Genomic DNA, 21,343 nt, shown 5'->3' with positions numbered 1-21,343 from the left:
GGCGTTCTAGCTTTTCAGGAATGTCGTGAGTGCCGCGACAACGCCGCGATTGGCCTCTTCGGTGCCGACCGTCATACGCAGTGCGTTGGGAAAGCCATAGCCCGAAACACGCCGCAGTATGTAGCCGCGCTGGGTGAGATAATCGTCCGCCGCCGCGGCCGAATGCTTGCCGTCGTCGGGAAAATGAATGAGGAGGAAATTGCCGACGCTCGGCGTCACCCGCAACCCGAGCCCGGTCATCTGTTCGCTCAGCCAGGCCAGCCAGGTCTCGTTATGCGCGACGCTGCGCTCGATATGGGCGCGGTCGCGGACGGCGGCGATGCCGGCCTCGATCGCCGTCGCATTGACGTTGAAGGGACCGCGTATGCGGTTGATCGCGTCGACGATGTGCATCGGCCCATACATCCATCCGATCCGCGCCCCGCCAAGTCCGATCTTGGAGAAGGTGCGGGTCATGACCACGTTCTGAGAGCTGCCCGCGAGCTCGATGCCGGCCTCATAGTCGTTGCGCCTGACATATTCGGCATAGGCGGCATCGAGCACCAGAAGCACGTTCTTCGGCAGGCCGGCATGCAGGCGGCGCACCTCCTGGAACGGCACGTAAGTGCCGGTTGGATTGTTGGGATTGGCGAGGAACACGATCTTCGTACGTGGCGTGACGGCCGCCAGGATCGCATCGATGTCGGCGCGCTCCTCGGTCTCCTTGACTGCGACAGGCGTCGCCCCCGCCGACTGGATGTAGATCTTGTAGACCATGAAGGCGTGTTCGGTGAATATGGCCTCGTCGCCGGGCGCGAGATAAGTCTGCGCCATGAGGCCGAGGATCTCGTCGGAGCCGTTGGAACAGATGATGTTCTGTGCGTTCAGACCATGCACCTCGGCGATTGCTTCGCGCAGGCGCCGGGCGGTGCCGTCGGGATAGACGTCGAGCTTGGCGGCGACCTCGCGCGCGGCCTCGATTGCCTTCGGCGAGGGGCCGAGCGGGTTCTCGTTCGACGACAGCTTGTGGACCTTGTCCACCCCGGCGGGGGCCGAGCTCTTGCCCGGCACATAGGCCTGGATGTCCATGATGCCCGCGCGCGGGGTTGGACGTGCCTTGTCCGAGGTCTGGCTCATATCGCAAAATCCGTCGAGAACGCTTCCGTCCTGGAAGCCGCTGCGGAAATACAAGCCATGGCCGGCAATGTCGAGAGGTGGCAGTGGTGCCAGCAGGCGGCATTGACGGCGAGGCAGGTGAGTTCTAGAAGGGCAGCGACAGTTCCGTGGTGATTTGGCCGGTCGGCTTGCAGCCACGTTAAACAATTCGCTAAAGGGCCGTTTGCGCGACGTAACCGGCTTTGCGAAGGCATTGCCGGTTTTTTATTGTCCGCGGCCGGCCGGACGAACGCATCGCGGCGCGGACATCGATAGCGATTTCCGCAAAGGCGAGGGTGCAGCAAGAGAGACGAGATGGCCGCTCAGCGCGCTGGCAGAACCAACAACGAGGCAGACCAACCGTCGAGTCCGGTCGTGCGCTTCGGCGCCGACAAGCCGCTCAAGCTCGACGCCGGCACGCTGCTGTCGCCGTTCCAGATCGCCTACCAGACCTACGGCACGCTGAATGACGCCCGTTCCAACGCCATTCTCGTATGCCACGCTTTGACCGGCGACCAGCATGTGGCCAGCACCAATCCAGTGACCGGCAAGCCGGGTTGGTGGGAAGTGCTGATCGGCCCCGGCAAGATCATCGACACCAACCGTTTCTTCGTCATCTGCTCAAACGTCATCGGCGGCTGCCTCGGTTCCACCGGCCCGGCATCCACCAATCCCGCCACCGGCAAGCCTTATGGGCTCGACCTTCCGGTCATCACCATCCGCGACATGGTGCGTGCCCAGCAGATGCTGATCGATCATTTCGGCATCGAAAAACTGTTTTGCGTGCTCGGCGGGTCGATGGGCGGCATGCAGGTGCTGCAATGGGCGTCGAGCTATCCGGAGCGTGTTTTCTCGGCGCTGCCGATCGCCACCGGCGCGCGGCATTCCTCGCAGAACATCGCTTTCCACGAGGTCGGCCGGCAGGCCGTGATGGCCGACCCCGAATGGCATGGCGGCAAGTATTTCGACCACGGCAAACGCCCGGAAAAGGGGCTCGCCGTGGCGCGCATGGCCGCCCACATCACCTACCTGTCGGAAGCAGCCTTGCACCGGAAGTTCGGCCGCAACCTGCAGGACCGCGAAGCGCTGACCTTCGGCTTCGACGCCGATTTCCAGATCGAGAGCTATCTGCGTCACCAGGGCATGACTTTCGTCGACCGCTTCGACGCCAATTCCTATCTCTATATGACGCGGTCCATGGACTATTTCGACCTCGCCGCCGACCACGGCGGCAGGCTGGCCGATGCTTTTGCCGGCACCAAGACCCGCTTCTGCCTGGTGTCGTTCACCTCGGATTGGCTGTTCCCGACCGAGGAGAGCCGCTCGATCGTCCATGCGCTGAATGCCGCCGGCGCGTCGGTGTCCTTCGTCGAGATCGAGACCGATCGCGGGCACGACGCCTTCCTGCTCGACGAGCCGGAACTGTTCGCCGCCATCAATGGCTTCATCGGCTCGGCCGCGCGAGCGAGAGGGCTCGGCGCATGACCCCGCAAAATTGCAGACCTGTCCATCAAGGGTCACGCACCACGACAAGGGGCAAGCCATGAGCGTCAACCGCGCCCAGCGCGTCGATCTCGAGGTGATCGCCGGTCTGATCCCGCCGCAATCGCGGGTGCTGGACGTCGGCTCCGGCGACGGCTCGCTGCTCGAGCTTTTGCAGGAAACCAAGCAGATCGACGGCCGCGGACTGGAGCTGTCGCAGCGCGGCGTCAACGAATGCGTGGCGCGCGGCCTCTCGGTCGTGCAAGGCGACGCCGACAAGGATCTCGAATTCTATCCCGACAAGGGTTTTGATTTCGTCGTCCTGTCGCAGACCTTGCAGGCGACCCGCAACCCGAAGCTCGTTCTCGACGAACTGCTCAGGATCGGCGAACACGCCATCGTGTCCTTCCCCAATTTCGGCCACTGGCGGGTGCGCCTGTCGCTGTTCGTCAAGGGCCGCATGCCGGTGACCAAGGACCTGCCCTATTCCTGGTACGACACGCCGAACATCCACTTCTGCACCATCCGCGACTTCGTCAATCTGTGCGAGGAGCTTGGCGCGACCGTGGAAAGGGCGACCGCGCTCGACGCCAACGGCCAGAAGATCGGCCTGTCGATGCCATGGTGGTTCTGGAACTTCTTCGGCCAGCAGGCGGTGTTCTTGTTGAAGCGATAAGGGCCATCCCGGAGGTGGCTATGACACCCCCTTTTCGGGCGAAGTCGAGCTGCAGGCTGATCTCTGCGACGAAGGTCATCAGCAGGTTGGAACGCATAGCCCGGCGAAGGCTCAGCGATCGAGCTCCGGGAAATACGGATCCGACAAGAACCGTCTGTCGCGTTCGCCTTGCAGGCAGTCGATCGGAGCCTCGGCTTCGGCGGGAATGATCCTGGTCTCGTTCTGAACGCCGCTCACTTCGAGAATCAGCTTGCGCCGGATTGCCGTCGAAAATTCGGCGGCTGTATAAATCGGCAGCACGAAGGAGCCCGGCCCGCCGGTGACGCACTGGGCGTAATACCGGTCGAGGTGGCTGAAGGTGGGCGATGGATTGATCAGGATCGGCAGGCCGTTGATGACGATGCCTCTGGCGTTTGCCGCATCCCGCGTGGCGGTGACGGGCGGCCCGATATTGTTCGGTCCGTCACCGGAAATATCGATGACGCTGCGTTCGCTTTCGTAAGCGGTGCGGTCGAAGAGCCCCGCGCCGAAGGCGAGCGCGCCGGAGATCGACGTGCCGCGGAAGCTGCGGAACGGACGAGCCGCTATCTTGTCGGCAAAGGCGTTGGCGCTCTCGGCGCCGTCGATGACCTGCCAGCCGATGAGCGCGTCATCGCGCACAGTGCCGGCCCATTCGAAATAGGTGAGCGCGATGCGACCGGCGTTCCCGGCGCGGACCGCCTTGATGAAGTCGGGATGACGCAGCGCCTCCACATAGCCGGCGCGCTGCAGGGCGAACTCCTTCTCGTCCATCGACAATGAGATATCGACCGCCAGCACCAGTTGGACATCAACGGCCAGACTATCCGGCGCAGGCGCAGTCACGGCGGCCTCGGTGCAGGCCAGGCAGGCAAGCAGGCTGAGAGCATCAAGCATGGCCGGCTCAAGCTATGTTTCCGGTGCGATCTTCCCTCGCGATCACGGCGAAATAAAGCTGCCGCGTGGCGTGGCGCGGGCTGGTCCGAATAGATGCCGGAAGTGCTATTTCTTGCGGCGAGGAGCGGCCGGCGGCGGCTCGATTGCGCCTGCCCTTATGCGCGCGGGCTTCAGAGCCGGCACGCCGGACGCCTTCACGATGGTCAGTGCGCGCGGGAAGAATTGATTGTTGTGCTGGCCGCGGCCTATATTGAGGATCGTCGCCCCGCCCAGCCGCTTCTCCAGCATCGACAACACCCGCCGCAGTGTCGGTCCGTCGAAGGCATCGAGAGCCTCATCGATGATCACCCATTTTGGTTGGCGCAGCACGAGGCGGGCAAAGGCCAGCAGGCGCAGTTCGTCGTCGGCCAGTTCATGCTCCCAGCGCGCGCTGCGGCCGAGCGACGACGACAGGTGTTCCAGGCCGATCTCGGCCAGCACGGCTGAGATATCGGCATCGCTTGCCGGCGCAACCCCGTCCACGTGGTCGAGCACTTCGCGCAACGTGGCGGTCGCGAAGTAGGGCGTGCGCGGCACGAAGATAGGCGTCTCCCCCGCCGGCATGCCGATGCGCCCGCTCCCCCACGGCCACAGGCCGGCAATGGCGCGAAAGAACAGCGTCTTGCCCGCGCCAGGCTCGCCGGTGAGCATGACGCGTTCGCCGGCGTGGATCTCGACATGCTGGTCGGCGAGCCTCGTGCAGCCCTCCGGCGAGGCCACTTCGAGTTTCTCGAAGGTCAGCTTGCCGTTTGCATTCTCGCCGAATTCGATGCGCCTTTCCTGGTCGTGCAGCACATCGGTCTCATCCAGCGCAATGCGGAAATCGGCGACGCGCATCAGCGTCGCGCGCCAATCGGCGATGCTGCCGATATTGTTGATGAACCAACGCAATGAAGAATGGACCTGATTGAAGGCGCCGACCGCCATCATCAGTCCGCCGAAGCTGATATCGCCCGCGAAATAGACCGGCGAAGCGACCAGGATGGGAGCCACCACGGTGATCCAGCCATAGGTGTCCGTCACCCAGGCGAGATTGATCTGGGCGTTATAGATGCGTCGCATGGCGCCGAGCACGGTGCCCAGGTCGGTTTCCAGCCGCCGCCTGGCATCGGGCTCGCTTCGGGCGAGCGCGATGGCATCGATGTTCTCGTTGACGCGCACCATCGAGGAACGCAGCTCCGCCTCGCGTGTGTAGCGGTCGCTGTTGAGGTGGATCAGTGGCCGTCCGACCAGCCAGCTCAGCCAGGAAGCCGTTCCGGCATAGAGGATGGCCGCCCACACCATGTAGCCCGGTATGGCGAGCGATGTCCCGCCGACATGGAAGACGAAGCCCGAGGACAGCTCCCATAACACGCCGACGAAGGAGGCGAGCAGGATTAGGGATTGCAGCAGGCCAACGCCAAGATCCGTCGACAGGTCGGAAAGATGGCTCGCGTCCTGCTGCATGCGCTGGTCGGGATTGACCCCGATGGCGCCTGCATGCGCCAGGCGAAAAGCGCGCGCCGGCCGCATCCATCCATCGATCAGATCGAGCGTCAGCGCCTCGCGCAGCTTCAGCCGGATCGTCTGATTGAGCCAGGTCTGGCCGACATTGAGCACAAGAAGCCCACCGGCAATCGCGGCAAAAATGGCGAGCTGGTGCAGGAAGGCCTGCATGTCGCGGCGTGCAAGCGCATCGTAGAAAGGCTGGTTCCAGCGGTTGAGCAGAACCTGGCCGATCGAGGTCGCGACAATGACGGCAACCATTCCGATGGAGGCCCAGCGTAGCCCTTTGCGGACCGGCGACCCGGCAAGCGCCAGCTTGATGGTTGCCACCTGATCACGCAGGCTCGAAGCTTCGACCGCAGCGATAGGCCGGGCAGAGGCATCATTGTCCGGATAATCGGCCATGAGCTGAAGTCCTTGCGTTCAAAAGCGGTGCTGAAAACCGGATGAAGTGTAGTGACGCCACCGGTCACTCAGCCAGGCTGCGAGCCCGTCAGCGACAGATAGGTCGCGAAATGCCGTCCGGCGCAAGTTTCTGGCACGATCACGAAGGTGTCATTCGCGGACCCGGCGATGTCGTGGCCCCGGTCTCTATTCGCCGGCCGAGCCGCGTTGCTGCATGCGGCGAAAGCACCGGCACGAAAACCCGTCGGGAAGCGCGCTGGGCGGCCGGCACGCCCTGATAGAGCCGCTTCTGCGCCTCGACCACGATGACGCCGGAAAAGATCGGCCACAGCCGCCGGCCGGCGCGCTCCACCATATTGTGGAAGCGCATCATGAAACGCCGCCGCGATGGCGGAAAGAACAGGGCGTCGGACCAGGCGGCGGGCGTGAAATTCGCCTCGCGCAGCAACTCGGTGAGCTGACCGCGCGAGAACGGCCTGCCATTGCCAAACGGCGTGTGCTCGAACCGCGCCCAGACGCCGCGCCGGTTGGGCACGACGATGACCACCCGGCCGGCCGGCGACAGCACGCGCCAGATCTCGTTCAGCGTTTCGCGCGGGTTTTCGACATGCTCGAGCGAATGCACGAGCAGCATGCGGTCGATGCAGGAATCGACCAGCGGCAGTTCCTCGTCGAAAACCAGAGCCGTCGCCGTCGGTCCCGCCGCCGGCCAGACCACGGCGCCCTGCGTCGCCGGCATGAAGGCGAACACCCGCTCGGCGTCACTGCCGAACCGTTCCAGCCAAGGCAAGGTGTAGCCGAGCCCGACAAGCCGCTCATTGGGCACGGTGGCCCATATCGATGACAAGGCCATGGTGATCGAATGCTCGGCGAAGCGACCGAGCGCTGTCGAATAGAAGGAGCGGAGATCGACGATGTCGGAATGCATGTCAGGGATGTAGCCGCGATATCGGCGGGTTTCAACAAAAGGCCGCGACGTCCCGAGATCCCGGATGTCGAATGACATCCTGACATTAGTCATCTCCGGGATGACATCCGCGCGTCGGCGTCCTATGTCTGCGGCGAAAGATGGAGAGATGCGATGGCGGTCGAAATCGAACAGTTCATGTGCCGCAGCGACAATTTCGGCGTGCTGGTGTATGATCCCAAAAGCGGTCAGACCGCGCTTATCGATGCGCCGGAAGAAGCGGCGATCCTGGCTGCGGTCAAGCGCACCGGCTGGACGCCGACGATGATCCTGACCACGCATCACCATGTCGACCATGTCGAGGCCAATCTGGCGCTGAAGCAGCGCTTCAAGCTGCGCATCGTCGGTCCCGAAGCGGAAAAGGCCAGGATCCCCGGCATTGACGACACGGTCGAGGACGGTTCGGTCCTGCATCTCGGCGAGGAACGTATCGAAGTGATCGCCACCCCCGGCCACACCGCTGGCCACGTCTCCTATCACCTGCCGGCATCGAAAGTGGCGTTCACCGCCGACACGCTGTTCGCGCTCGGTTGCGGGCGGCTGTTCGAATGCAAGCCGCCGGTGATGTTTGAATCCCTGAAGAAGCTCGCGGCACTGCCTGCCGCGACCGTGATCTATTGCGGGCACGAATACACGCTCGCCAACGCCCGTTTCGCGCTGAGCGTCGACCCGACCAATTCGGCATTGAAGGAACGCGCGGCAAAAATTGAAGCGCTGCGCGCCGATAACAAGCCGACGCTGCCGACCACGATCGGCGAGGAATTGTCGACCAACCCTTTCCTGCGCTGGCATGATCCGGCAATCCGCAGGCATTTCGGCATGGAGAAGGCGTTGGACGTCGAGGTTTTTGCCGAGATCCGCAAGCGCAAGGATAATTTCTAGGCCAAGCGACACTGGTCGAAACCATGACGAGTTCCGCAGAAATCATCGCCATCCTTGGCATGAAGCCGCATCCGGAAGGCGGCTGGTACACGGAAACCTTTCGCGACGGGGGCGGCGGAGCTCGAGGCCACTCGACGGCGATCTATTTTCTGCTGGAGCAGGGCCAGGTTTCCGCCTGGCATCGCGTCAGGGATGCAGCCGAGGCCTGGCACTTCTACGCCGGCGCGCCGCTGGCGCTGTCGATATGGGAAGAAGGCGGCCCAAAGGCTAACGGGGTGATCGAGCAGGTGCTCGGCATCGAGCTTGCGGCCGGCGAGCGGCCGCAAATCGTCGTGCCGGCGGGCTGGTGGCAATCGGCGCGCAGCCTGGGCGAGTGGACCCTGGTCGGCTGCACCGTGGCGCCGGGCTTCGATTTTGCGGCGTTTGAACTGGCGGAGCCTGGTTGGCGGCCTAAACAGCTCTGACGCAGCAGGAAACCCTTAGCGCAGCAGGAAACCAAGCGTGATCACGAGCTGCGCGGCGTAGTAGAGGCCCCAGACCGCCAAACGCATCCAGGCGCGATGTGGCGAAATGGCGGCCGCCAGGAAGCGTTCCGTGGCCAGCAGCGCGTCGGACGCCATGAACAGCACGGCACCGCCGATAACAGCGGCACTGCTCGTCGTCAGCGCCGAAATGCCCATGGCGAGGATGGCCGCGACATAGCCCGCGATCGGCGCTCGCAGGGCCGGGCCGACGCGGCGCCACAGCGCCGCCAGCATGAGAATAACAAATACCGCCATCGCAAGTGCGATTGCCGCGCGCCAGGGTTGGGCCCCCAGCACTCCCAGCCCCTCGCCCCTGCGCAGGAACAGCACGACATAGACGATATGCGCGCCGAGAAAGCTGCCCAGCCCGCCGAGAAACATCTTTTCGCCATCCCGCGACAGGAAGGCGTCGCCGATGGCGCTCAGTGCAAGGGCGGCGACCAGCAGCAGCGGCCCGCCCTGCATCGCCGCCAGCACGGCAAGCATGGCCACGGCGAGCGTTTTTGCCGCCGAACGGGCGAGCGTCGGCGCCATGCCTGATGTGAAGGCGTAGACAACCGCCGCCACCAGGGAAAAGATCAGCGTCGCATTGGCGTTGCCGTCGATGCCGCCCGGAAACGGCATCGTCATGCCCGGGCCCCGCCTTCGGATGCCCCGGCTCCGCCTTCGGCAGCCGCAGGCTTGCGCAGGAACAGCGATTTTGCCGCCAGGGCAGCGCCGCCGGTGATGAGCACGCAAGCGGCGAGGATGCGCAGCGACGGTTCGGCGACGCCGGCCGCGATCAACACCAGCGTCGACAGGAGCGGCGCGGCATAGCTTGCCGCGCCCAGCACCTGGATGTTGCCGCGCTTGACCCCGACATCCCAGGCATAGAAGGCTGCCCCCACTGGCATCAGGCCGAGCCCGAGCACGGCAAGCCATTGCCCGGCACTCGCGGGCAGCACCGTCTCTTCCAGCGCCAGATGGCAGGCAAGCGACAACAGCGCGGTCGCCGCGCAGAACCAAGTGACGATGCTGGTCGGCACTGACGGGAAACGCCGCGACAGGAGCGAATAGGACGACCACAGCACGGCGCAGACGGCAGCCATGGCGTAGCCGAAGGCATAGCGCGCGTCGAAGGCGAGGCCGCCGCCCTTGGTGACGATGAGGACGGTGCCGGCAAGGCCAAGCAGCGCGCCGACGATATGGTTCCAGGCCAGCCGCTCGCCCGGCATCAGCGCCGAGCCGAGCACGATCAGCAGCGGCCACAGATAGGCGATCAGACTGGCCTCCACCGCCGGCGCGTTGCGCAGCGCGGTGAAGTAGAAAAAGTGGTAGCCGAAAAGGCCGGCAATGCCGATCACCCAGACCTGGCGAGGTATCCTCTGGCTTTTATCCGCGGCCGGCATGAAAAGGCGCGCGAAAAGCCCGACCCCGGTGCCGATCGAGAAGGTGATCGCCGACAAGAGGAACGGCGGCACCTTGCCGGATGCGTCCGTAAGCAACGCCAGCAGTGCCCACATGGCCACGGCCGAAAAGCCGATCAGTGTCGCGCGCCCCATTCTGTCTCCAGCGGCGCGCGTGGCGCCTTATTGTATTGCTTCGAAACGCCTGGCGCTGATGGTCAAGGTGCCGATCTGCGTCCCGACCGTCGCGCGGATCGGCGCATATACCCCGGTTTGGCCGAGCGGCGCAAATGTCACCATTATGCGGCTTTTGTTCTTGAGGTAGTTGAGCGCCTTGCGGCCCTTGCGGTAGCCGGCCACCGGCTCGAAACCCATCCGGCATGTGACGGTGTCGCCCTTGTAGCCGGGCACCGAGATCGACCCTTTTGAAGCGTAGCTCAGCGTCAGGTTGGCGCGCATCTCGCCGTCATACAGCCTCACGGTGCGGCCGCAGACCTTGTCGAGGCTGCCGGCATGGATGACGGTTGCCGCCATCGGATCGAGCACCGATGCCAGGTCGCCGGCGCCAAGCGGCACCCAACTGTCGGGATCGCGCTTTTCCGGCGCGGGAACGACCGTCGTCGAGATGACGTTGCCATTGGCAAAACGAATGTCGATGGCGGAGGCTTTCTTGCCGGAAGTGTAGTCCGCGCGGAACGCCTGCGGCACCATCTTCTGGCCCGAAATCGTACCCTTGGACGAGATCGTGCCGCGCGTGTCATCGAACAGCTTGGCGAGACCGGCCGCGGAAACGCTGCCGTCGATCGAGTAGACGCCGTTCTCATAATGGCTTGAAAAGCTTGATTTCGCGATAGAAAGGCCCAGAAACGACACTGTGTATTCGCCCCTGAAGGACTGCGGCGAGGCGGCCGTCGCAGGCGACGGCGAGGCGACGGCCAGCGCGGCGGCAAGGGCATGGGGCAAGCGAAGCATGGCGCGATCGGATCCTTGATTTCAACCGGAGGCGGACAACTCCGGTCTGGCATGTCCCTATGGAACCGCTTATACGACGAATTCCGGCCTTAGTATGAAATGCCGCTGGGCCAGGCTGGAGCTTGACGCATGGGCGAAATGCAACTATGGAACGCCAACTTTTTCCATAAGGCCGCTTGACCAGAACCGCGCGCCACCCGGCGTGGGCACGAAGGTTTGGCAGGTCCCCGAGAGAACTGAAGGTTAGAACCATGTCCCGCACCTGCGAACTCACTGCCAAGGCAGTCCAGACCGGCAACAATGTGAGCCACGCCAACAACAAGACCAAGCGTCGCTTCCTGCCGAACCTCGTCAATGTGACGCTGATTTCGGAAGCGCTGAACCAGAATGTGCGCCTGCGCATTTCCGCCAACGCGCTGCGTTCGGTCGAGCATCGCGGTGGTCTCGACGCCTTCCTGGCCAAGGCTGACGTCAAGGAGCTGTCGCAGCGCGCGCGCCTCTTGAAGAAGCAGATCGCCAAGAAGCTCGCCGAGCAGGCTGCCGCGTAAACTGTCTTTCAGGCGGGGGACGACCGCCCTGGCCAACCTCTTGTTGGCCTTGAGCATCGGATCGCCGTCCGCAAGGCGGTTTCGGAAATCCGATGCTCGAACAAAGCGAGCGCGATCCGGTTTCGGCATGACGCTCCGCTGGTTCCATTACCCAGGATAAAAAAATGACTTCCTTCTCGCGATACCTGCCCTTCGTGGCCGCCATGGCGCTTGTCGTTGTGGCATCGAATATCCTCGTGCAGTTCCCGATGCAGGGTCGGATCGGCGGCTTGTCGCTGGCCGACCTGCTCACCTGGGGCGCGTTCACCTACCCGTTCTCCTTTCTGGTCACCGACCTTGCCAACCGCCGCTACGGGCCTGCCGTGGCGCGCCGGATCGTCTTTGTCGGCTTCATGACGGCGGTGGTCTGCTCGATCCTCGTGCCGCCCTTCCTGTTCCGCCATGGTTTCATCGAATTCGAGACCGCCGCCGACCGGCTGGTGCGCATCGCGGCGGCGTCCGGCGCGGCCTTCCTCACCGCGCAATTGCTCGACGTGACCGTGTTCAACCGTCTGCGCCGACAGAGCTGGTGGCGGGCGCCGATCGTCGGCACGTTAGTCGGCTCGGTGTTCGACACCGTCGTGTTCTTCAGCGTCGCTTTCTCCGCGGCTTTCGCCTTCGCTGGCCCAAGCGACAGTTTTGCGCTGGAAACGGCGCCGCTGATGGGCGTGCTGCCGGTCGAGGCCATGCGTTGGGTCTCCTGGGCGCTTGGCGACCTCAGCGTGAAGCTGATCATCGCCGTCGTGGCACTGATCCCCTATCGGCTGCTCGCCGCCCGCTGGAGCCAGCCGGCTGTTGCTGCGGTCTAGGCCGTGATTCCCTGGATCCAGCTGGACTCCGCGAAAACCCCGGATGGCGCGCAGGAGCTTCGGCTCAAGCGGCGCGGTTCCGAATTCTCGATCATGCTGGGCACCAACGAGTTGATGAACAGCCGCCTCAGCGGCTCGGAAGAAGCGTTGGCCAGGCTCTCCTGTCAGAGGATCGCCGGCCGCAGACAGCCGAGAATGCTGATCGGCGGCCTTGGCATGGGTTTTACGCTGCGCGCCGCTCTCGCCGAGTTGGGCGAGAATGCCGAAATCACTGTCGCGGAGTTGGTGCCGGCGGTCGTCGCGTGGGCACGAGGGCCGATGGCGGAGGTGTTTGGTGGCTGTCTCGACGATCCGCGCGTCATCGTGCGGGAGGCCGATGTCGGGCAGTTGATAAGATCCCGGCCCGCGGTCTGGGACGCCATCCTGCTCGATGTCGACAACGGCCCGGACGGCATCGTTCACAAATCCAACGACGCGCTGTACAGCCTGCTGGGCCTGGCGGCAGCGCGCACCGCACTGAAGCCCGGCGGCGTGCTTGCGGTGTGGTCGCAAGGGCCGGACAGCGGCTTCACCCGGCGGCTGAAGCAGGCAGGTTTCGCGGTCGAGGAGGTGAGCACGCGCGCCAACGGCAAGCGCGGCGCGCGCCATGTCATCTGGATCGCCACCAACGGCTCGCGACCCTGAGCGGACGCCGTCATTTGATGAATAGTCGACCAAATCGAAGCCGGCGTTGAATACCCTCAACTTCAGCTTCGCAGCTGGAGCGCCAAATCAGTCCTGGTGCAAAATGAATTCCAGGTAGAGATTGCGCTGCAGGATCGAGTGATTGTCGTCGGAGATCAGCGACACCATCAGCGCGCCGTCTTCGCGCGTCCAGACGTCGAGCCCTTCCATATTGTCGATCTGGTAGCCCATATCGGCTTCCAGCAGCACCGGACCGTCGGCGACCGCGCCCTTCTCGACGGTCTCGCCATCAATGCGCCGCAGCCGCATCTTGAGGCCTCCTGCCATCGTGAAACTGCGCTCCAGCAGCAGAAGGTCGCCATCCGGCAGGAAAGCCCCATCGGTGATATCGAAATCGCCGTTGCGCTTGACGGTGAAGACGCCCTTGTGCGGACCTTCGATGATGGCGGCATAGATGTTGCCGGCCTTGTCCAAGCTCTTTTCCGACACCACGACCAGGCCACCTTGGTGGCGGCCATTGGCATTGGCGTGGGTGACGGTCTCGAAGCCTCGGTTCCGGCGCAGCTCCCATGCCGGAACCAGGAAATCCATCTGCCTGATCGGCGCCTTCATATCGTCGGAGCCAATTTTAAACTGGGCGACGCGATGGTTGCGCTCGAAACCCACGGTGGCAATGCCGTCCTTGACGGAAAGCCCCTCGGCATCGACTTCCGATTTCTCGTCGATCGGCCGGCCCGATGCATCGACCATCTGTTCCATGCGGAAGTCCCCGATGCCTGACGGGCGCTTGTCCGCATCATGGGTCACGGTGCCGAAGAACCAGAATCCGGTATCGGCGACGCCGACGAAGTCGCGACCGCCTTTCAGGAAACGGAAGGCCGACAGCGCGCCGAAATCGCGCGACGGCGACGTCATCTCCAGCCCGCCGACGAATTCGAGCGGACCGAATTGCTTGTCGGCACGGCCTATACGGAATTCGGTGATCGGGCGGGCTAAGACCTCGACCGGTTCAACCGAGGTCGCGCCGGCTGAACTGGATGGCACCGGGGCTGCACCGGCAAACAGGGCGATGGCGGCGAAAAGTGCTTGTCGAAATCCGCCGTGCGAAAAGATCATCCGGCGCGCCGCATGCCGCCGCGCCGCGTATCGCGTGCGCTTTCCTCGGCGAACAGCGAAGCCAATTGCTCGGTCATGGCGCCGGCCAGTTCCTCGGCATCGACAATGGTGACGGCGCGCCGGTAATAGCGGGTAACGTCATGGCCGATGCCGATGGCAAGCAGCTCGACCGGCGAGCGCGTCTCGATCAGCTCGATGACGGCGCGCAGATGGCGCTCGAGATAATTGCCCGGATTGACCGACAGCGTCGAATCGTCGACCGGCGCGCCGTCGGAGATCATCATCAGGATCTTGCGCTGCTCTGGCCGGGCGATCAGCCGGTTATGCGCCCACAGCAGCGCCTCGCCATCGATGTTTTCCTTGAGCAGGCCTTCGCGCATCATCAGGCCGAGATTGCGCCGTGCCCGCCGCCAGGGATGGTCGGCCGACTTGTAGATGATGTGGCGCAGGTCGTTCAGCCGGCCCGGATTCGGCGGCTTGCCGTCCTTCAGCCACTTCTCGCGGGCCTGCCCGCCTTTCCAGGCGCGCGTGGTGAAGCCCAGAATCTCGACCGAAACGCCGCAGCGTTCCAGCGTGCGCGCCAGAATGTCGGCGCAGGTGGCGGCCACGGTGATCGGCCGGCCGCGCATGGAACCCGAATTGTCGAGCACCAGCGTCACCACCGTGTCGCGGAATTTGGTGTCGCGCTCCTGCTTGAAAGACAGCGGCTGCATCGGATCGATGACGACGCGCACCAACCGTGCCGGATCGAGATAGCCCTCCTCCAGGTCGAAATCCCACGACCGGTTCTGCTGCGCCATCAGGCGGCGCTGCAAACGGTTGGCCAGCCGGCCGACGACGCCGGACAGGTTGGCGAGTTGCTTGTCGAGAAAGGCGCGCAGCCGGTCGAGCTCTTCTTCCTCGCAAAGCTCCTCCGCCCCCACCGTCTCGTCGAAAGCTGACGTGAAGACCTTGTAATCGATCTCCTTCGGAAGGTTGGTGAAAGGGTTGTCGTTGCGGCGCGCCTCACCGGGCGTCTCGGCATCGGCATCGTCGTCGTCGGACAAATCGTCGGCAGTGGCGTCGGAGGCTTCGGTCTCGGCCGACTGCTCGTCGTCAGAGGAAGCCTCGGCATCCTCGGACTGCGACTGTTCGGAGCCGGAATCGTCCTCGCCGCCTTCCTCGCTCTGTTCCTCGCCTTGCGGCTGGTTATCGTCATTGTCCTCCGAGTCTTCGGTCTCCTGCTCGTCGCCGAGTTCCTCGGCCATTTCCATGGAGGCGAGCATTTCACGCACGACGCGGGCGAAGGCCTGCTGGTCGTCGAGCTTGGACGACAGCCCGTCGAGGTCGGCGCTGGCCTTTTCCTCGACCCAGGGGCGCCAGAGCTCGACCAGCCGCTCGCCGCTCTTGGGAATCGGCCGGCCGGTCAGCTTCTCGCGCACCATCAGCGCCAGCGCCTCCTCGATCGGGGCGTCGGCCTTATCCTTGACGTCGACGAGATTGGCCTTGGCGTATTTGTCCTCCAGCATCGAGCCTATATTGTCGGCGACCCCTTGCATGGCGCGGCTGCCGATCGCCTCGACGCGCGCCTGTTCGACCGCGTCGTAGATGGCGCGGGCCGCCTTGCCTTCCGGCGCCAGTCTGCTGTGGATGCGCACGTCATGGCAGGCGCGCTTGAGCGCCATGGAATCGCCGAGGCCGCGGGTGATGGCTATGTCGGCCTTGGACGCTTTCTTGGGCAATTCCGGCAGCCGGGCGCGGCTGCCGGCGAGCGCCGGGCGGTCCTTGGCGAAGCCGACTTCCAGCTCCTTGTCGCCGGCGATGGCGCGCATGCAGACGGTGACGGCGCGCTTGAAGCTGTCGGCTTCAGAGCCCGCCTTCGACTTGTTGCGCGTATTGTCGCCCGGACCCGCCATCGAGGCTCTGCTTAGCCCAGCACCACATTGGCGGCGCTCTCCGGCAGATCCTCGCCGAAGGCGCGCTGGTAGAACTCGGCCACCACCGAGCGCTCCAGTTCGTCGCATTTGTTGAGGAAGGTCAGCCGGAACGCCATGCCGATATTGCCGAAGATCTCGGCATTCTCCGCCCAGGTGATGACGGTACGCGGGCTCATCACGGTCGACAGATCGCCATTGATGAAGGCCGAGCGCGTCATGTCTGCGACGCGCACCATCTTGTTGACGATGTCCTTGCCCTTGCCGTCGCGATAGTGCTTGGCCTTGGCCAGCACGATATTCACCTCATTGTCGTGCGGCAGGTAGTTCAGCGTGGTGACGATCGACCAGCGGTCCATCTGCGCCTGGTTGATCTGCTGGGTGCCGTGATAGAGGCCGGTGGTGTCGCCCAACCCGACCGTGTTGGCGGTCGAGAACAGCCGGAACGCCGGATGCGGACGGATGACGCGGCTCTGGTCGAGCAGCGTCAGCCGACCAGACGATTCCAGCACGCGCTGGATGACGAACATCACGTCCGGACGGCCGGCGTCATATTCGTCGAAGCACAGCGCCACATTGTGCTGGTAGGCCCAGGGCAGAATGCCGTCGCGGAATTCGGTGATCTGCAAGCCGTCCTTGACCACGATCGCGTCCTTGCCGACGAGGTCGATGCGGCTGACATGGCTGTCGAGATTGACGCGCACGCAAGGCCAGTTGAGGCGGGCCGCGACCTGCTCGATATGGGTCGATTTGCCGGTGCCGTGATAGCCCGAGACCATGACGCGCCGGTTGTAGGCGAAGCCGGCGAGGATCGCCATCGTCGTCGCCTTGTCGAAAAGATAGTCGGGATCGATGTCGGGCACATGTTCGCTGGTGACCGAATAGGCCGGCACCACCATCTTGGAGTCGAAGCCGAATTTGTCCTTCACCGACACCGTGGTGTCGGGCAGGTTGGCGATGTCGCGATCGACCTTGTTCATCTCTATCCACGTCTCCACGGGCGAAACGACTGATTTCGCCGGCAATCGATTTTCTCCGGGGGCGGTCTTAGAGCCTTTTCCACCCTTATGAAAGTTGGAAAACGACACGAACCGTTGGGTCGCTCAGCACAAACCCGCCTGCTTGAGCACGCGATAGGCCTGGAGCACATCGCGGAACCGGTCTTCCGAACCTCTGTCGCCGCCATTCGCATCCGGATGGTGACGCTTCACCAGTTCCTTATAGCGCGCCTTGATCTCCTTGCCAGTCGCCTTTGTATCAAGGCCAAGCGTTTCCAGCGCCTTGGCCTCAAGCGGCTTGGCCTTGCGCTCGCGCACCTCCCGGGGATCCTTCGGCCCCTTGAACAGGTCGAACGGGTCGCGCATCCGGTTGTAGTAGCCGGCGCGGCCGGAGCGCATCTGCGCCATATCGGGAGACGAGCGCGTCGAGGCGCCGTTGACGCCCATCTTCCAGGTCGGCCGATGGCCGGTCATCGCCTCCTTCTGGAAACGGGCGACCTCGGTGTCCGGAACGCCGGAAAAATAGTTGAAACCCTTGTTGTACTCGCGCACATGGTCGAAGCAGAAGCGGAAATACTCGCCCTCCTTCATGCGCCCGACCGGAGCGCGATGGGTGCCCGCCTCCTTGCAGCCATCCCACTGGCAGATCGGCGCGTGCGACTTCAGCTCCGCGTCCTTCTCCTGGCGGATGCGGATCTTCTCGAAATATTTGGGATACGGCTTCATCTAACCCATTTATGGGGCGTTCGCAGATGCGAAACAAGAATTGACATTTTCGCGATGATCGCCCTAACCGCTGAATCGCGGCATAAAGCAGGCGGAGGACCGATTTTGTTGAAGCGCGGCATGCAACGAAGTCGGTTCGGCTTCCGCGATCCCGCTGGCGATATGTGGTGAAGGGAGACGGCAATGTCCATACAGGCAACCATGGAAGACAAGTTGAGCAAGGCATTTTCGCCGGAGCGGCTGGTCGTCATCAACGAAAGCCATCTGCACGCCGGCCATCATCATGTGGAATCCGGCCACCAGGCTACGTTCGACGGCACCGGCGAGACGCATTTCCGCGTCCGCATTGTTTCGCAGGATTTTGCCGGCATGAGCCGCATCGAGCGCCACCGCGCGGTCAACGCGCTTTTGGCCGACGAATTGAAGGCTGGCCTGCACGCGCTGGCGATCGAACCGGCGGCTCCCGGCGAAAAGACGCGCTGGTAGGCCGGTCCTCCTCGCTCCTCGCGGTGACGTTCAGAGCTCCGTTTCGATGCCGCAATCACCCAACCGCCGATTTCAGGAATGCCAGTGCCGCCCCGGTCAAGGCGTCGCCATCCTCGCCGAAATCGCGGTTGATCGACATGTGCGTATAGGCGCTGCCGTCGAACAGCGTCACCTTGGTGCCGGTGGCGCGCAAGCGCTCGGCGAACGCCTTGGAGTCCCCGTCCCGGCCCGAAGCGCCTGAGTAGGCGATGAAGGTCGGCGGGTGCTTGCGGCCATCTACATAACTGGCCGGCGACAACGCCGCCCATTGCGCGGGATCGGGGAAGGCCCGCGCATAGGCCCCCATGCCGCCATTCCTGGAAAGCGCGGCGAGGTCATAGGCCCTGGTGTCGTCGAGAAGCAGCGCGGCGACACCCGGTAGACCGCCACGCATGCCGGTCAGCGCAACGAGGTGGCAACCGGCCGAATGGCCCATGGCCACGATCCGCCTGGCATCGCCGCCATGCCGGGCAATGTTGGCGCGGACATAGGCATAGGCCTTTTCGACATCGTCGGCCTGGGTGGCGACCTCCGCTTCGGGCAGCATGCGATAGTCGATGGAGACCAGACAAAACCCGTTGGCGAGCAGGAAGGCCGGCTTCGCGTTGACCTGCGAGCGCTTGCCGGAGCGCCAGGCGCCGCCATGGACGAAGAAGACGACCGGCAATCCGCGTGCGCCATCCGGCGCATAGATATCGAGCTTGGCCGGCCCGTAATCGAAGGTTGTCGGCACGGGTTGGCGCTGGCCCCATGCGACCGATGTGCCCAATGGCAACATCGCCGCCGCGGAGACCAAAATAAGGCTTCGTCGACCGATCATCGCAATCTCCCGATCGTTGGGCCCGATATGTAAACGAGGAATGCCCGCACGCACCACGAGCATCCCGTTAGACTTGGGAGTGCTCAACGATCTGATTCAACACCGTACCAGCCGCATCAATGCACTCGCTTTGCCGTTCGGTTCACGAAATCGATATTTGCCCTTGACGGTCTCCTCTGGCCATCACCACCTGAGATATGAGACGAGCATTGTAACTGTGTGCTGTCCAAGTTCGATGCAGATACACGCTCTCTCTCCAATGTGGAGGGAACCACAATGCATCCCGGTAGTTGAATGAGATGAGCCGGGCGGCAGCCAGAATGGCTCTGAGGGCAACCATCATGGGTGAGAACCAGTCCGACGTCTTCGATCTGTTTTCGGAGATTTATGCAAACGCGGGCCAGGAGGAAATAAGCCTCCAGCAGTATCTCCTTGCCTGCCGGGAAGACAAGTCAATGTATGCCTCGGCGCCGGAACGGATGGTCGAGGCAATCGGCGAGCCGAACCTGGTCGACACCAGCAAGGACGAGCGGCTCGGCCGCATTTTCTCCAACCGCACGGTCAAGGTGTATCCCACCTTCTCCGATTTCTACGGAATGGAGGATACGATCGAGCGCATCGCCGGCTATTTCCGCTATGCGTCCCAAGGGCTCGAGGAGCGCAAGCAGATCCTCTATCTCCTCGGGCCTGTCGGCGGTGGCAAGTCCTCCCTGGCCGAACGGCTGAAGAAACTGATGGAGGAACGCCCGATCTACACGCTGAAGGCCGGCAATCAGATCAGTCCGATTTTCGAATCGCCGCTCGGCCTGTTCCATCCCGATCGCATGGGCGATCTGCTGGAGGACAAATACGGCATAGCCCGGCGTCGCCTCAACGGCATTATCTCGCCCTGGGCGGCCAAGCGGCTTGATGAATTGTCTGGCGACATTTCCAAATTCAGCGTGGTGAAATTGATGCCCTCGCGGCTGCGCCAGATCGCTATAGCCAAGACGGAGCCTGGCGACGAGAACAATCAGGATGTCTCGGCTCTGGTTGGCAAGGTCGACATCAGACAATTGGAGGATTTCAGCCAGTCCGATCCGGACGCTTATTCCTACAGCGGCGGGCTGAACCGGACCACGCAAGGCCTGCTCGAATTCGTCGAGATGTTCAAGGCGCCCATCAAGGTCCTGCATCCGCTGCTGACGGCGACCCAGGAAGGCAGCTATAACGGCACCGAGAATTTCGGCGCCTTCCCCTATCAGGGCATCATCGTTGCCCATTCCAACGAATCGGAGTGGCAACAGTTCAAGAACAACAAGAATAATGAGGCCTTTCTCGACCGCATCCTCGTGGTCAAGGTGCCGTATTGCCTGCGGATCACCGAAGAAAGGCATATCTACGAGAAACTGTTGCGCGAGAGCGAGCTGGCCGGCAGCCCCTGCGCACCTGAAGTGCTGGATATTCTCAGCCGGTTCACGGTCTCGACCCGTCTTGCCGAGCACGACAATTCGCCGCTCTACACCAAGATGCGCGCCTATGACGGCGAAAACCTCAAGGAGGTCGACCCCCGGGCCAAGTCGGTTCAGGAATATCGCGACGCCGCCGGCGTCGACGAGGGCATGACCGGCGTAAGCACGCGCTTCGCCTTCAAGATCCTGTCGCAGACATTCAACTACGACACCAACGAGGTCGCGGCGGATCCCGTGCACCTGATGTACATCCTGGAAGAGGCGATCAAGCGCGAGCAGTTCCCAAAGGAGACGGAAGCGAGCTATCTCGAGTTCATCAAGTCGGAACTGGCAACGCGCTATGCCGAGTTCATCGGCCACGAGATCCAGAAGGCCTATCTGGAATCGTACAGCGAGTATGGCCAGAACCTATTCGACCGCTACATCGCCTATGCCGATGCCTGGATCGAAGATCAGGACTACAAGGATCCCGATACGGGCCAGATCCTCAATCGCGAGATATTGGACAAGGAATTGTCGCAGGTCGAAAAACCGGCCGGCATCGCCAACCCCAAGGATTTCCGCAACGAAGTGGTCAAGTTCACGCTGCGTGCCCGGGCACGCAACCACGGCCGCAACCCATCATGGACAAGCTACGAAAAGCTGCGCGAGGTTATCGAGAAGCGCATGTTCGGCCAAGTCGAAGATCTTCTGCCGGTGATCAGTTTCGGCTCCAAGCAGGACAGCGTCACGGAAAAGCGGCACAATGAATTCGTGCAGCGCATGGTGCAACGCGGCTACACCGAGCGGCAGGTACGGCGGCTGGTCGACTGGTACATGCGCGTGAACAAGGCGGGCTGAGAAAAGCC

Annotated in this window: 21 protein-coding genes and 1 riboswitch; of the genes, 9 read left to right on the top strand and 12 right to left on the bottom strand. The window is 63.2% G+C overall.

Annotated elements, in window-relative coordinates; genetic code table 11:
• Positions 1 to 6 precede the first annotated feature (6 nt).
• Positions 7 to 1,116: a histidinol-phosphate transaminase gene (hisC, locus tag FJ946_RS10245; RefSeq protein WP_140565869.1), complete on the bottom strand. Its 1,110-nt coding sequence runs from the start codon at positions 1,114 to 1,116 to the stop codon at positions 7 to 9.
• 136 nt (positions 1,117 to 1,252) lie between these two features.
• Positions 1,253 to 1,330, top strand: a riboswitch (SAM riboswitch).
• 119 nt (positions 1,331 to 1,449) lie between these two features.
• Here hisC and FJ946_RS10240 point away from each other — a divergent pair.
• A complete protein-coding gene (locus FJ946_RS10240; protein ID WP_140513895.1) occupies positions 1,450 to 2,619 on the top strand; it encodes a homoserine O-acetyltransferase in 1,170 nt (389 codons plus the stop codon).
• A 58-nt stretch (positions 2,620 to 2,677) separates the two neighbouring features.
• On the top strand, positions 2,678 to 3,292 hold the full coding sequence (gene metW, locus FJ946_RS10235) for a methionine biosynthesis protein MetW (RefSeq protein WP_140500775.1): 615 nt from the start codon (positions 2,678 to 2,680) through the stop codon (positions 3,290 to 3,292).
• A 111-nt stretch (positions 3,293 to 3,403) separates the two neighbouring features.
• Here the strand turns inward: metW and FJ946_RS10230 are convergent, their stop codons facing one another.
• The 3 genes from FJ946_RS10230 to FJ946_RS10220 form a co-directional block, all read right to left on the bottom strand.
• A complete protein-coding gene (locus FJ946_RS10230; RefSeq protein ID WP_140560167.1) occupies positions 3,404 to 4,207 on the bottom strand; it encodes a DUF1194 domain-containing protein in 804 nt (267 codons plus the stop codon).
• Positions 4,208 to 4,312: 105 nt separating this feature from the next.
• Positions 4,313 to 6,136, bottom strand: coding sequence for an ABC transporter ATP-binding protein/permease (locus FJ946_RS10225; protein ID WP_140565866.1), 1,824 nt, complete (start codon positions 6,134 to 6,136; stop codon positions 4,313 to 4,315).
• Positions 6,137 to 6,275: 139 nt separating this feature from the next.
• Positions 6,276 to 7,064 (bottom strand): methyltransferase domain-containing protein, encoded by a 789-nt coding sequence (locus FJ946_RS10220; RefSeq protein WP_140565863.1) that lies wholly within the window; start codon positions 7,062 to 7,064, stop codon positions 6,276 to 6,278.
• 153 nt (positions 7,065 to 7,217) lie between these two features.
• Between FJ946_RS10220 and gloB the strand changes: the two genes are divergently transcribed.
• A complete protein-coding gene (gloB, locus tag FJ946_RS10215; RefSeq protein ID WP_140565861.1) occupies positions 7,218 to 7,985 on the top strand; it encodes a hydroxyacylglutathione hydrolase in 768 nt (255 codons plus the stop codon).
• A gap of 23 nt (positions 7,986 to 8,008) precedes the next feature.
• The gene (locus FJ946_RS10210; RefSeq protein WP_140547437.1) at positions 8,009 to 8,449 is read left to right on the top strand and encodes a cupin domain-containing protein; all 441 of its coding nucleotides are present in this window, start codon (positions 8,009 to 8,011) and stop codon (positions 8,447 to 8,449) included.
• Between the two features lie 15 nt (positions 8,450 to 8,464).
• Here the strand turns inward: FJ946_RS10210 and FJ946_RS10205 are convergent, their stop codons facing one another.
• From FJ946_RS10205 to FJ946_RS10195, 3 genes are read right to left on the bottom strand one after another with little or no spacing between them, the layout of a single operon-like run.
• The gene (locus FJ946_RS10205) at positions 8,465 to 9,139 is read right to left on the bottom strand and encodes a lysoplasmalogenase family protein (RefSeq protein ID WP_140565858.1); all 675 of its coding nucleotides are present in this window, start codon (positions 9,137 to 9,139) and stop codon (positions 8,465 to 8,467) included.
• The gene (locus tag FJ946_RS10200) at positions 9,136 to 10,050 is read right to left on the bottom strand and encodes an EamA family transporter (RefSeq protein ID WP_140525410.1); all 915 of its coding nucleotides are present in this window, start codon (positions 10,048 to 10,050) and stop codon (positions 9,136 to 9,138) included. The genes FJ946_RS10205 and FJ946_RS10200 overlap by 4 nt, the downstream gene beginning before the upstream one ends.
• Before the next feature lie 27 nt (positions 10,051 to 10,077).
• Positions 10,078 to 10,866 carry a DUF3108 domain-containing protein gene (locus FJ946_RS10195; RefSeq protein WP_140500767.1) on the bottom strand — a complete coding sequence of 263 codons (789 nt, stop codon included), beginning with the start codon at positions 10,864 to 10,866 and terminating at the stop codon, positions 10,078 to 10,080.
• 251 nt (positions 10,867 to 11,117) lie between these two features.
• Here FJ946_RS10195 and rpmB point away from each other — a divergent pair, with 251 nt between their 5' ends.
• The 3 genes from rpmB (at position 11,118) to FJ946_RS10180 (ending at position 12,946) form a co-directional block, all read left to right on the top strand.
• A complete protein-coding gene (gene rpmB, locus FJ946_RS10190; RefSeq protein WP_140500766.1) occupies positions 11,118 to 11,414 on the top strand; it encodes a 50S ribosomal protein L28 in 297 nt (98 codons plus the stop codon).
• 164 nt (positions 11,415 to 11,578) lie between these two features.
• Positions 11,579 to 12,262, top strand: a complete 684-nt coding sequence (locus FJ946_RS10185; protein ID WP_140565855.1) for a queuosine precursor transporter — start codon at positions 11,579 to 11,581, stop codon at positions 12,260 to 12,262.
• Between the two features lie 3 nt (positions 12,263 to 12,265).
• Positions 12,266 to 12,946, top strand: coding sequence for a hypothetical protein (locus tag FJ946_RS10180; protein WP_140565852.1), 681 nt, complete (start codon positions 12,266 to 12,268; stop codon positions 12,944 to 12,946).
• A gap of 87 nt (positions 12,947 to 13,033) precedes the next feature.
• Here FJ946_RS10180 and FJ946_RS10175 read toward each other — a convergent pair whose 3' ends face one another.
• From FJ946_RS10175 to FJ946_RS10160, 4 genes are all read right to left on the bottom strand, one after another.
• Positions 13,034 to 14,062, bottom strand: coding sequence for an esterase-like activity of phytase family protein (locus tag FJ946_RS10175; protein ID WP_140565849.1), 1,029 nt, complete (start codon positions 14,060 to 14,062; stop codon positions 13,034 to 13,036).
• Positions 14,059 to 15,957, bottom strand: a complete 1,899-nt coding sequence (gene cobT / locus FJ946_RS10170) for a cobaltochelatase subunit CobT (RefSeq protein WP_140565846.1) — start codon at positions 15,955 to 15,957, stop codon at positions 14,059 to 14,061. Before cobT ends, FJ946_RS10175 begins: the two co-directional genes overlap by 4 nt.
• 11 nt (positions 15,958 to 15,968) lie before the next feature.
• A complete protein-coding gene (gene cobS, locus FJ946_RS10165; protein ID WP_140500761.1) occupies positions 15,969 to 16,955 on the bottom strand; it encodes a cobaltochelatase subunit CobS in 987 nt (328 codons plus the stop codon).
• A 123-nt stretch (positions 16,956 to 17,078) separates the two neighbouring features.
• Positions 17,079 to 17,699: a J domain-containing protein gene (locus FJ946_RS10160; RefSeq protein ID WP_140500760.1), complete on the bottom strand. Its 621-nt coding sequence runs from the start codon at positions 17,697 to 17,699 to the stop codon at positions 17,079 to 17,081.
• A 183-nt stretch (positions 17,700 to 17,882) separates the two neighbouring features.
• Here FJ946_RS10160 and FJ946_RS10155 point away from each other — a divergent pair, with 183 nt between their 5' ends.
• The gene (locus tag FJ946_RS10155; protein ID WP_140560160.1) at positions 17,883 to 18,185 is read left to right on the top strand and encodes a BolA family protein; all 303 of its coding nucleotides are present in this window, start codon (positions 17,883 to 17,885) and stop codon (positions 18,183 to 18,185) included.
• Positions 18,186 to 18,240: 55 nt separating this feature from the next.
• On the opposite strand, the gene FJ946_RS10150 is transcribed toward FJ946_RS10155, so the two are convergent.
• On the bottom strand, positions 18,241 to 19,044 hold the full coding sequence (locus FJ946_RS10150; RefSeq protein WP_140565843.1) for an alpha/beta hydrolase: 804 nt from the start codon (positions 19,042 to 19,044) through the stop codon (positions 18,241 to 18,243).
• Positions 19,045 to 19,385: 341 nt separating this feature from the next.
• On the opposite strand from FJ946_RS10150, the gene FJ946_RS10145 reads away from it, so the two are divergent.
• Entirely contained in the window at positions 19,386 to 21,335 is a 1,950-nt protein-coding gene (locus FJ946_RS10145; protein WP_140500854.1) for a PrkA family serine protein kinase, read from the top strand.
• The last annotated feature ends 8 nt before the right edge of the window (positions 21,336 to 21,343 follow it).

The organism is Mesorhizobium sp. B2-4-7 (assembly GCF_006442685.1).
Classification (GTDB): Bacteria; Pseudomonadota; Alphaproteobacteria; order Rhizobiales; family Rhizobiaceae; genus Mesorhizobium.
The sequence above is the reverse complement of the archived record's forward strand: the minus strand, read 5'-3'. Positions and strand labels throughout refer to the sequence as shown.